The 11,508-nt window shown below is 36.0% G+C and carries 10 protein-coding genes; 7 read left to right on the top strand and 3 right to left on the bottom strand.

The features are described from left to right. The first annotated feature begins 5 nt into the window (after nucleotides 1-5). Nucleotides 6-1,049, top strand: coding sequence for an ABC transporter ATP-binding protein (locus AC0L0O_RS18935; protein ID WP_000854348.1), 1,044 nt, complete (start codon nucleotides 6-8; stop codon nucleotides 1,047-1,049). Next, entirely contained in the window at nucleotides 1,042-1,977 is a 936-nt protein-coding gene (locus AC0L0O_RS18930) for an ABC transporter ATP-binding protein (protein WP_000166346.1), read from the top strand. The genes AC0L0O_RS18935 and AC0L0O_RS18930 overlap by 8 nt, the downstream gene beginning before the upstream one ends. 148 nt (nucleotides 1,978-2,125) lie before the next feature. Here AC0L0O_RS18930 and AC0L0O_RS18925 read toward each other — a convergent pair whose 3' ends face one another. Beyond that, nucleotides 2,126-3,571: an MATE family efflux transporter gene (locus AC0L0O_RS18925; protein WP_003296963.1), complete on the bottom strand. Its 1,446-nt coding sequence runs from the start codon at nucleotides 3,569-3,571 to the stop codon at nucleotides 2,126-2,128. A 352-nt stretch (nucleotides 3,572-3,923) separates the two neighbouring features. On the opposite strand from AC0L0O_RS18925, the gene AC0L0O_RS18920 reads away from it, so the two are divergent. Then, nucleotides 3,924-5,570, top strand: coding sequence for a peptide ABC transporter substrate-binding protein (locus AC0L0O_RS18920; protein WP_000727257.1), 1,647 nt, complete (start codon nucleotides 3,924-3,926; stop codon nucleotides 5,568-5,570). A 28-nt stretch (nucleotides 5,571-5,598) separates the two neighbouring features. Here the strand turns inward: AC0L0O_RS18920 and AC0L0O_RS18915 are convergent, their stop codons facing one another. Next, nucleotides 5,599-5,802, bottom strand: coding sequence for a hypothetical protein (locus AC0L0O_RS18915; RefSeq protein WP_000559980.1), 204 nt, complete (start codon nucleotides 5,800-5,802; stop codon nucleotides 5,599-5,601). 592 nt (nucleotides 5,803-6,394) lie between these two features. On the opposite strand from AC0L0O_RS18915, the gene spx reads away from it, so the two are divergent. Then, complete coding sequence (gene spx / locus AC0L0O_RS18910) at nucleotides 6,395-6,790, top strand: transcriptional regulator Spx (protein WP_000258267.1); 396 nt, start codon at nucleotides 6,395-6,397, stop codon at nucleotides 6,788-6,790. A gap of 49 nt (nucleotides 6,791-6,839) precedes the next feature. Here the strand turns inward: spx and AC0L0O_RS18905 are convergent, their stop codons facing one another. After that, nucleotides 6,840-7,514 carry a TerC family protein gene (locus AC0L0O_RS18905; protein ID WP_000362620.1) on the bottom strand — a complete coding sequence of 225 codons (675 nt, stop codon included), beginning with the start codon at nucleotides 7,512-7,514 and terminating at the stop codon, nucleotides 6,840-6,842. A 326-nt stretch (nucleotides 7,515-7,840) separates the two neighbouring features. Between AC0L0O_RS18905 and mecA the strand changes: the two genes are divergently transcribed. The 3 genes from mecA to AC0L0O_RS18890 all read left to right on the top strand — a co-directional run bounded on the left by mecA (nucleotide 7,841) and on the right by AC0L0O_RS18890 (nucleotide 11,467). Continuing rightward, nucleotides 7,841-8,524: an adaptor protein MecA gene (mecA, locus tag AC0L0O_RS18900; protein WP_000350710.1), complete on the top strand. Its 684-nt coding sequence runs from the start codon at nucleotides 7,841-7,843 to the stop codon at nucleotides 8,522-8,524. 72 nt (nucleotides 8,525-8,596) lie between these two features. After that, nucleotides 8,597-10,141: a cardiolipin synthase gene (locus tag AC0L0O_RS18895; RefSeq protein WP_000799201.1), complete on the top strand. Its 1,545-nt coding sequence runs from the start codon at nucleotides 8,597-8,599 to the stop codon at nucleotides 10,139-10,141. 81 nt (nucleotides 10,142-10,222) lie between these two features. Next, the gene (locus tag AC0L0O_RS18890) at nucleotides 10,223-11,467 is read left to right on the top strand and encodes a competence protein CoiA (RefSeq protein WP_001984985.1); all 1,245 of its coding nucleotides are present in this window, start codon (nucleotides 10,223-10,225) and stop codon (nucleotides 11,465-11,467) included. The last annotated feature ends 41 nt before the right edge of the window (nucleotides 11,468-11,508 follow it).

The following is an 11,508-nucleotide window of genomic DNA, read 5'->3' as shown; positions in this document are numbered from 1 at the left end:
CAAAGATGAAAACATTGTTAGAGGTAAAAGATTTACAAGTCTCCTTTGATACACATGCAGGTGAAGTACAAGCTGTCCGCGGCGTTACTTTTGATTTGAAAAAAGGAGAAACATTAGCGATTGTAGGAGAATCTGGTTCTGGTAAATCAGTTACTTCTAAAGCGTTAATGGGATTAATTCCGAATCCTCCTGGACGCATTAAAAATGGTGAAATCGTATTTGAAGGTCGTGACTTAACGAAATTAACAGAAAAAGAAATGCAGCAAGTACGTGGTAAAGATATCGCGATGATTTTCCAAGATCCAATGACATCATTAAACCCAACGATGACAATTGGAAATCAAATTATGGAAGGCCTTATTAAACACCAAGGGATGAGTAAAGCAGATGCACGTAAAGTTGCTTTAGAATTAATCGATCTTGTGGGTATTCCAAATCCAGAAGCTCGCTTAAAGCAATATCCGCACCAATTCTCTGGTGGTATGAGACAGCGTGTAGTTATTGCGATGGCGTTAGCTTGTAACCCGAAATTATTGATTGCCGATGAGCCGACAACCGCGCTAGACGTTACAATTCAGGCGCAAATTTTAGAGCTTATGAAGGACATTCAGCAAAAAACAGAAGCAGCAATCATTTTCATTACGCATGACTTAGGTGTAGTGGCAAACGTTGCGGACCGCGTAGCAGTTATGTACGCTGGTAAAGTTGTTGAAATCGGAACTGTAGATGAAATTTTCTACAATCCGAAACATCCGTATACTTGGGGCTTAATCGCATCTATGCCAAGTTTAGATGGTTCAGAGGAAGAGTTATACGCAATTCCTGGAACGCCTCCAGATTTATTGAAGCCGCCAAAGGGAGATGCTTTTGCACCACGTAACCCGCAGGCACTGAAAATTGATTTTGAAATGGACCCACCTTTATTTAAAGTAAGTGATACACACTATGCGGCAACTTGGTTACTTCATGAGCAAGCTCCAGAAGTAAGACCGCCGGCAGTCGTTGAAAAACGCATTCTTCAAATGAAAGCAGGTGAACAACATGACTAAACAACGTGAGAAATTAATTGAAGTAAAAAATGTAAAGCAACACTTTGACGTGAGTGGTGGTGTTGTCAAAGCGGTTAACGATATTTCATTTGATATTTACCGCGGAGAAACATTTGGTCTTGTAGGAGAATCGGGTTGTGGTAAATCAACAACTGGAAGAACGATTATTCGTTTATATGATGCAACTGCTGGTGAAGTGTTGTTCGACGGTGAAAATGTACATGGTAAAAAATCACGCGCAGAACTGAAGAAATTCAATCGTAAAATGCAAATGATTTTCCAAGATCCATATGCATCATTAAACCCTCGTATGACAGTAGGGGATATTATTGCAGAAGGTATCGATATTCACGGACTAGCAAAAAACAAAAAAGAGCGTATGGACCGTGTTCATGAATTATTAAACACAGTTGGCTTAAATAAAGAGCACGCAAACCGTTTCCCGCATGAATTCTCAGGTGGACAACGTCAGCGTATCGGTATCGCTCGTGCACTTGCTGTAGAACCTGAATTTATCATTGCCGATGAGCCAATCTCAGCACTTGACGTATCAATTCAGGCGCAAGTTGTAAACTTACTGAAAAAGTTACAAAAAGAAAAAGGTTTAACGTACTTATTCATTGCCCATGATTTATCAATGGTAAAATACATTAGTGACCGCATTGGTGTAATGTACCGTGGTCAAATCGTTGAATTAACAACAAGTGATGAGTTATATGCGAATCCAATTCATCCATATACTAAATCACTATTATCAGCGATTCCACTTCCAGATCCAGATTATGAGCGTAATCGTAAACGTATCGTATACGATCCATCTCAGCATAATTATGGTAGTGAAGAACCGACAATGCGTGAAATTCGCCCAGGACATTTTGTACTATGTTCTGAAGCGGAGTATAAGAAATATAAAGAGATTTATCAATAATAAAAAGGCCATTCTTCTATTATTACTGAAGAATGGCTTTTTTCTACTATATAAAAGAGTTGTCAATATTTCTCCGTAAGTCGATATATTTAAAGAATCGTAAATATAAGTTTCCTATACGAATGACTACACCTTAATTAAACGAGTATTATTGCGCCTGAACAGAAACAATCTCCTCTTGTTCTTCAGGTTTAACAAGTGCATAACGCTCCCACGCTCTACTTTTCCAGCGGAAGAACATAATAATGGCGCGCGTCCATTCATCAATAGCAATAGCTAGCCAAATACCAACGAGCCCCATATCTAAATGGAAGGCGAAAAAGTAACCGAGTGGTAAACTCATTAACACCATAGAGAATGCACCGATTAAAACTGGGTACTTTGCATCACCAGCTGCGCGAAGTGAATTGATGATGACGATGTTCATCGTACGCCCTGTTTCAAGTAGTACACTTAGTAAAAGGACGCTTGCACCTAACGCAATAATGTGCGGATTATCTGTAAATAGTCCCATTAATTGTGTGCGGAATGTAATAACGAGAGCAACCATACATAAAGTGACACCAATCGCCCACTTTACACTTTTCCATACGCGTTCATACGCTTCATCTTTTTCACCACCGCCAACGAGGCGTCCGATAATAATTGCAGTTCCCATACCGATTGCAATAGAGAATAAATAAGTGAACATAGAAATGTTCGTAGCGTATTGTCTAGCCGCTAACGATTCCGTTCCTAAATATGTTGCATAGTATAAGAAGACAATTTGGCAAGCTTGATACATAACCTGCTCAAATGCAGATGGAATCCCGATTTTTAAAATTTTTCCGATATATTCTTTTGATAAGGTGAAGTAGTATTGTAATTTCACACGGTACTCCATAACGCGGTACAGTAACCAGAAGAAAACGATAAGCGCGATTAGCCTGCTGACAGCGGAAGAAATGGCAGCCCCTTGTACACCGAGTTCTGGGAAACCAAATTTCCCGAAAATGAGTACGTAGTTTCCAGCGATATGAATAATGTTCATTCCAAGTGAAATAAACATCGCTTGCTTTGTGAAGCCATGTACGCGGATAATTGCGGCTAATGAATTAATAATAGCTTGAAGGAAAATAGCTCCCCCGACGATAGATAAATAGCTTTGTGCATACATAAGTACATCGCCTTGTAAGTTCATTGCCATCATCATATGTTTTGAGAATAAAAGAAAACCAGCGCTTATAACGAGTCCGACCACTAAATTTAATGTGACGGCTAAAGCTGATATTTTTGATGCTTCCATAAAACGTTTGGAACCGAGGTATTGAGATACGACGATAGCAGCGCCGTTCCCGATCACTTCTAGTACCAAAATAGCGATATGGAGATATTGATTCGCTGCACCAACCCCAGATACAGCATCGTCTGATAATGCACTTAACATGAAAGTATCAGCGATCCCCATTAACATAAATAGAAAAACTTCTAGAAAAATAGGCCATGTTAATAGGAATAAACTTAATTTCTCAGTAGGCCCGTTTTTTGCCTGAATTGCTGTCATGTCCGTCCCCTCTTTACCGATATCTATTTTTAGCAAAGTGTATCGTAACATACTTTCTTAACCTTTGCACTCATTTTAACCTACATATCTTTATTATGAAGGGAGTGCTATTTTATGATAAAAAGAGAAGGATAATTATACATAAAGTATTATGAAATATAAATTTCGTTTTTCTCTGATAATTTAGAAAAATATAAAAATAACTATTTTCAACACTTTAGTAAGAGAAACTAGCAATATGAAACGTTTACAAAGGTTTAAATTGTAACAGAAAATTTTAATAAAATAGGAATATAAATATACAAAAAATATATTTGTGTGTATAATATGAATTGTTAGAACATATATATATTTCTTTTTGTTTGAAAATGAAAGGGCTAACATTTTTGTGGAGGGTGGAAGTATGAAAAAAAAGATTCCAGTTTTTGTAGTATCAACAGTAGCAATGAGCATGATGTTAGGGGCATGTAGCTACCAAAAAGATGAGCCGCAAGCGAACGCAAAAGGGGATAGCGGGAAAAGCGGTGCGAAGCAAGTTATTAACTTAATTGAAACGCAAGAAATTCCAACGATGGATCCAGCGTTGTCAGCTGATGCAGTTTCTTCAAGAGTAATGACTAATACGATGGAAGGCTTATACAGTTTAGGAAAAGATGATAAGCTTGTTCCAGGTGTAGCGAAGGAATTCCAAAAGTCAGAAGACGGTAAAAAATATACATTTAAATTACGTGAAGACGCAAAATGGTCAAATGGTGAGCCTGTGACGGCAAAAGATTTCGTATACGCATGGCAAAGGGCAATTAACCCAGATACAGCTGCGAAATCAGCGTACATTATGTATGATATAAAAAATGCAGAGAAAATTAATAAAAAAGAGATGAGTCCAGATCAATTAGGTGTAAAAGCGATTGATGATTATACATTAGAAGTGGAATTAGACAATTCCATTCCATACCTTGTAGATTTAATGGTATATCCAATCTTCTATCCTGTGAATGAAAAGTTTGTGAAAGAGCAAGGTACGAAGTTTGGTTTGGAAGCGAATACAACGCTTTATAACGGACCATTTACATTAAGTGATTGGCAACATGAGCGTAGCTTTAAAATGACAAAGAGTACGTCATATTGGGACAATAAAGAAGTGAAGATTGAGGAAGTAAACTTTAACATTGTAAAAGATACGTCTACGCCAATTAATTTATATGAAACAAACGCAGTCGATCGAGCGACGTTATTAGCAGAGTTCATCGATAAATATAAAGGAAAACCAGATTTCCAAACAGTAGAGGATACATCTGTATTCTTCCTTCGTTTAAATCAAAAAGATCCAGCTTTAGCAAATAAAAATATTCGTAAAGCAATTTCACTTGCTTTTGAACGTAAGCCGTTCGTTGATACATTATTAAATAACGGTTCTAAGCCAGCAACAGGATTAATTCCTGATAACTTCATTAAAGGACCGGATAAAAAAGACTTCCGTGCTGTAAATGGAGATATTGTAAAACCAAACGTGAAAGAAGCGAAGAAATATTGGGAAGCTGGTAAAAAAGAGCTTGGTAAAAATGAAATCGAATTAGAGCTATTAAATGAAGACGTTGAATTATCGAAAAAAACAGGTGAATATTTAAAAGGTGAGTTAGAAAAGAATTTACCAGGTTTAACAGTGAAAATTAAACAACAACCATTCGCGCAAAAACTAAAATTAGAAGATGCGGGCGATTATGTCATGTCATTCTCTGGATGGAGTGCAGACTTCCCAGATCCAGTTACATACCTTGATATGTTTGTGACGGACGGATCGCAAAATAAAATGAAATACTCTAATCCGAAATATGATGAAATTATCATGAAAGCGAAGAAAGATGGAAGTGATGTAAATGCTCGTTGGAAAAACTTACTAGAAGCAGAGAAGATGCTACTTGATGACGCTGCGATTGTTCCAGTATATCAACGAGGTAGAGCATACTTACAAAGAGATTCAATTAAAAATATGTACAACCATAAATATGGCGGCGATTTAAGCTTTAAATGGGCGTCAGTAGAGAAATAAGAAAAAAGCAGGTGATTACCTGCTTTTTTTAATACGTACGTTTCTTATAAATACCTTTCCCGCCGACCTCGTTCCAGCCGGATTGCACATCCAAACTTTTATTAACAAACTTCATCTTTTCTTTTCCGCCAAAGAGTTTTTCACCAATGCTATTTGTAATGACACCAATCAATGCTGTTATTCCGATGATGAGGGTAGCAACAGTGACAAAATCAATAAAAAAAGCAATCATTTGCAAATTCCCCCTTTGCATGTCTGTATTTTTATTGTATGAGATAAAAGATGAAAAAGAAAGAAATGTCAGAAAAATAATGGATTTATTTTAGAAATCGTATAGACATGAATGAGAATGTTTGTTAAAATAAGAACAAACGTTCTTTTGGATTCTCACTTATATAGTCTTACATTTCTTAATTGATTTATCAAGAAAAGGTAAGAAAACGTTCTCGTTTTCATAGAAAAGGTTATGGGAAAATAACTATATATCATATGAAAAATCTATGAAAAGCAAGCTTTAAGAGGATTGAGGGTTATTGTTAAAGAACAGCTAATGTAAGTACAAGCATGTTACATAGCAGTGGAATGCACAGAAGAGTTTTCTCAATTAGAAGGAAATTTACTGTATATTTCTTGCAAAATCTATTGTATAATGATTATAGAAGTTACTTATTAAAAGTAATTGTTGTTTACTAAAAGTTGTTGCTTACATGAAATGCAATTTTTTACTTTGTTTTAAGACAAGGTATCGTGAAAAATTGCTGAATTTAGAAATTTAAACTGTAATTAGTACAGAATTTGTACTCTTTAAGGAGAGTGAGCTTTGTATGGTAACATTATATAGTTCTCCAAGCTGTACGTCTTGTAGAAAGGCGAAATTATGGCTAGAGGAAAATCATATTCCTTATACAGAACGTAATATTTTCTCAGATCCATTAACGATTGAGGAAATTAAAGAGATTTTACGTATGACAGAAAGCGGAACGGATGAGATTATTTCTACTCGTTCAAAAGTTTTCCAAGAATTAAATGTAAACTTAGAGTCTTTACCACTTCAAGATTTATATAAGATGATTCGTGACTATCCAGGGATTTTACGTCGTCCAATTATGATTGACGAGAAACGCCTTCAAGTAGGTTACAATGAAGACGAAATCCGCCGTTTCTTACCACGTACAGTAAGAACGTTCCAATTGCGTGAAGCACAGCGTCTTGTAAATTAATTATAATAATATGAAAACCTTCTACCTATTATATAGTAGAAGGTTTTTTTTAATGTTTCACATTGCGTAATCGAACTTGTTGTACGATAAAGCCGATGCATAAAATAGTGAAAATGAACAAATAGGGAATGCCTGCAGTGAAACTTGGATTGTTATGAAAAAAGGTTGCAAGTCTGTCTTCATGTGTGACCATTTTGCCTGCTGTATAAGCGAGAATTGCTGCCCCGCAATAAATGAGGAATGGAAAGCGTTCCATAAGCATTAAAATGAGTTTGCTGCCCCAAATAATAATCGGGATAGAAATGAGCAAGCCGATTATTACGAGTGAAAATCTTCCGTGAGCTGCCCCTGCAATGGCAATAACGTTGTCAAATCCCATAACAAGGTCCGCGAATACAATTGTACGCACAGCTTGAAATAAAGTTGTTTTTCCTTGAATAGAAGAAAGATCATTGCTATTATCAGTTAGTAAATTTACTGCAATCAATGTAAGTAAAACGCCCCCAATAAGTTGCAGAAATGGAATGTCGAGTAAATAGACAGCTAGTATAGTAAGGACAATTCTTAGTACGATTGCTAAAAGAGTGCCGATCAAAATGGCTTTATTTCGTTTTGATTCAGGTAAATTTCGGCTAGCTAGTGCGATAACAATTGCGTTGTCACCACCTAATACAACATCGATACCGACAATCATTAGTACAGATGTTAAAAACTCTAAGTCCATTCGTCTGCCTCCATTTATGATGTTTTAATAAGCGAACTATATGTATGTGGTGAATCTTCTCTAATAAAAGTTTCACTTTATTACAGTGTACGGGGGAAGGTGGAAATGTATGTCCAAATTTTTTAGGAGTGAGAAATCGCTATAATGATATATTTGTGTAGATGGTCGATTAAAGATAGGCATATAACTATTTTTGTAAAATAAATCGATTTTATTTCCATTCTGGAGAATCTTATCATAAAATGAGAGTACAAGAATCTATTGATTTGTCATATGAGTGGGGAATCCCTTCATAACAATTCTAAGCAGGAAGGGAGAGTTGTATTTTGGATATTGAAAGAATTAATGATCATACGATGAAGTTTTTTATTACGTACATTGATATAGAGGACAGAGGCTTTAATCGTGAGGAAATTTGGTATGACCGCGAAAGAAGCGAAGAGCTCTTTTGGGAAATGATGGACGAAGCTCGTGATCATGACGATTTCTTTATTGATGGGCCGTTATGGATTCAAGTGCAAGCAGTCGATAAAGGGATTGAAGTACTTGTAACGAAAGCAGAACTTTCAAAGGATGGACAAAAGCTAGAACTACCAATAGGTGTAGATAAAATTATAGACATTCCTCTAGATGAAGGCATTGAATCATTATTCCAGCAAGAATTAGTGGAAGAGGTAGAAGAACAAGCAGGAACAAACTTTAACGAAGATGGTACGTTTGGCTTTTTAATTAAGTTTAATGATTTTGAAGATGTCATTTCATTAAGTCATCGTCTTATCTTTGAAGATATAAAAGATGAGCTGTATTCATTTGAGGACCGCTATTATGTATATGTGGAATTCGATGAAGTGCTACATGATGAGGAAGAAATTGATCGCATTTTAAGTATTGTTTTAGAATACGGAGAAGAATCAACTTTAACAATTCATCGTGTAAGTGAGTATGGGAAACAAATTGTGAAAGAGCATGCGCTTGAAACAATTCGCAATAATTTTCCTGCTAAAACGTAGGCCGATTTCTGTAGTATGAAATCGGCTTTTTATATGAAGAATAGGAAAGCTTTCTTAGTAAGGAGGTAAGAGATGAAAAATACGTTAAAGTTGATTTTCTTTGTTTTACTATTGTTCGCATTATTTGTTTCATTACGTATGTTTATTGATGTGGCATTTTATTCGGATGTAATTGGGATAAAAGATGTTTCGATTTTAGGTATTATTAGTATTTTATTTACGGTATCTGCATTTTTAATTGGCTGCGTTATTTTCTTAGAGAACCGTCATCCGTCAAAAACACTTACATGGCTCATTGTGTTAGGTATTTTTCCGGTATTTGGATTCTTCGCTTATTTATTATTCGGACAAAACTTTCGTAGGAAGAGAATGTTCCAAAAGAAGGCGTTGCTCGATGAACAAGCGTTTTTACAATATAAGGGGCATGAAGATTACGAAGAACGGATTTTGCGCAATCATAAGCATCAAGAGCTGTTATTTCGTTTAGCGGATCGCTTAGGCGCTTTAAATATTTCATTTCAAACTGAAACGAGAACATTAACAAATGGAGATGAAACGTTTCAGGCCATTTTAGATGGATTAAAACGAGCGAAACATCACATTCATATGGAATATTACATTGTGCGTGATGATAAGCTTGGAACAGAAATTAAAGATATTTTAATACAAAAATCAAAAGAGGGCGTAGTCGTTCGTTTTTTATTTGATGCGGTTGGAAGTTTTAAATTATCAAAATCGTATATTGAAGAATTAAACGATGCAGGTGTCGAAATGATTCCGTTCTTCCCTGTGCGCTTTCCGATTTTAAACGATAAGATTAATTATCGAAACCACCGAAAAATCGTTATTATTGATGGAAATGAAGGGTTTGTAGGTGGATTAAATATTGGTGATGAATATTTAGGGAAGGATAAGTACTTCGGCTTTTGGCGAGACACACATTTATATTTGCGTGGTGAAGCTGTACAAAGTTTGCAACTTATTTTCCTTCAAGATTGGTTTTATATGACTGGTGAGGCTGTGCTAGCCCCTGAATATTTACAAGCGAAAGCAGTTGAGGGAGAGCATTGGGGAGGCGTGCAGCTCGTTGCAGGTGGGCCGGATAATAAATGGGAAACAATCAAACATTTATATTTTGCTATGATTGCTTCTGCGCGGAAATCCATTTGGATTGCAACGCCGTATTTCATTCCGGATGATGATATTTTATCCGCATTAAAGGTAGCTGCGCTTGCTGGTATCGATGTTCGTTTGTTAATGCCGAGTAAGCCTGATAAGCGCACTGTCTTTTACGCATCGAGATCGTATTTCCCAGAGCTTTTAGATGCAGGGGTAAAGATATATGAATACGAGAAAGGTTTTCTCCATAGTAAAGTTGTCATTGTCGATTCTGATTTAGCTTCAATTGGGACAGCGAATATGGATATGAGAAGTTTTCATTTGAACTTTGAAGTAAATGCCTTTTTATATGATACAGATAGCATTCGAAAACTTGTTCAAGATTTTAAAGACGATTTAGAAGAATCAAGTGAAATTCATGTCGACCGTTTTCATAAAAGGCGTCTTCATAGACGAATTGTTGAATCAACGTACCGGTTATTATCACCTTTATTATAAAGAGAGATGTCCGAAATTGGGACATCTCTTTTTTTAAAAGGAATTTGTAATAAATTGTAGAATATAAGGAGCTGAAAGGGTGTGATTCCGATATTTATCGCAAAAAGAGAAAATGGAGAAAAAATTCATCTACTCGATCATCATGATGAAGAGCTTTTACACCATATGCGTAAAAGGGAAAGTTTCTTTTGCATAGCTTGCGGGAAGGAAGTACTAATGAGATTAGGAAAACAAAAAAGGTGGCATTTTGCTCATAAGAAAGTAGATTCATGTTTAGCCTTTTATGAAGCAGAATCTACATATCATATGTACGGTAAAGAATTGTTATATCGGTGGTTCAAACGTCAAAATGTTCATGTAGAGATAGAGCATTATCTGCCAGAGATTCAGCAACGACCGGATATTTTTATAGAGAGAGCAGGGAGAAAAATTGCGATTGAATATCAATGCGCCACTCTTTCTATAGAGCAGCTCTGCAAACGAACCTATTCGTATTGGCAAGCTGGTATACAGGTCATTTGGATTATTGGTGGAAATCAATTGAAAAAGCACTCTGCATACTGGATGAAATTCTCCTCAATTATGGCTTTCTCCTTACAATCTTATCCTCAGCCACTTCTTATTTTCTTCTGTTCGAAACAAAAATCATTTATGAAATGCACGTTTATCACTTCATTTTCTACAAGCATTGCTTTCTCACATATTATATATTTACCAATTGAAACGACTACTTTTGAAATGCTCTTTTCTCCTGTTCCTTTCCAAAGGGAAGTATTAAACCGAGAATGGAAGAGGCGAAAGGACTATTTTCGTCAAAACGCTTTGCCCATTTGGAATTATAATCATAAGTCACTATTACGCCTCTTATACCAATGTAAATGTAACCCAGCAAATTTCCCTTCTGAAATTGGTGTGCCACTCCCGTCCTCATTTGCTTTTCAAACAAATTCATTTATATGGCAAGCTTTTCTATATATGAAGTGTATAGGTGAGCTTGCGGTAGGGGATTGTATTTCCCTCAAGTACGTGTGTAGTTATATAAAAAAGTATACGAAAAGGCGTATGCTCCCGTACTTTTCACAGCATATATGGAAAGTGGCAGTTACTGAATATATGACATTTTTATGTTATGCAGGTGTGTTGTATAAGGTAGGGATGTATACGTACCGAAAAATAAGGGATGCTGTTCCGTTAAAAACAGGGGGAGAAATTATGAAGCATGATGAAATATGTTTAGCGCATGCGCTATCTTTATTTGAGGCAAAATTTAACATGAGAGGAGGAAAAGGGGATATAATAAAGACTGATCGTGAAGGAATTACATAAGAGAAATCGAATTGTATGTAAGTAGAGATATTTAAAGGAGG

This window comes from Bacillus sp. GS3m_15504, from assembly GCF_055825275.1.
This window is presented reverse-complemented; position numbering and strand designations above follow the sequence as displayed.

Coding starts and splice junctions, on each gene's coding strand:
- AC0L0O_RS18930 (WP_000166346.1), top strand. CDS start 1,042: ATGACTAAACAACGTGAGAAATTAATTGAAGTAAAAAATGTAAAGCAA.
- AC0L0O_RS18915 (WP_000559980.1), bottom strand. CDS start 5,802: ATGATTGCTTTTTTTATTGATTTTGTCACTGTTGCTACCCTCATCATC.
- AC0L0O_RS18905 (WP_000362620.1), bottom strand. CDS start 7,514: ATGGACTTAGAGTTTTTAACATCTGTACTAATGATTGTCGGTATCGAT.
- spx (WP_000258267.1), top strand. CDS start 6,395: ATGGTAACATTATATAGTTCTCCAAGCTGTACGTCTTGTAGAAAGGCG.
- AC0L0O_RS18895 (WP_000799201.1), top strand. CDS start 8,597: ATGAAAAATACGTTAAAGTTGATTTTCTTTGTTTTACTATTGTTCGCA.
- AC0L0O_RS18925 (WP_003296963.1), bottom strand. CDS start 3,571: ATGTTACGATACACTTTGCTAAAAATAGATATCGGTAAAGAGGGGACG.
- AC0L0O_RS18935 (WP_000854348.1), top strand. CDS start 6: ATGAAAACATTGTTAGAGGTAAAAGATTTACAAGTCTCCTTTGATACA.
- AC0L0O_RS18920 (WP_000727257.1), top strand. CDS start 3,924: ATGAAAAAAAAGATTCCAGTTTTTGTAGTATCAACAGTAGCAATGAGC.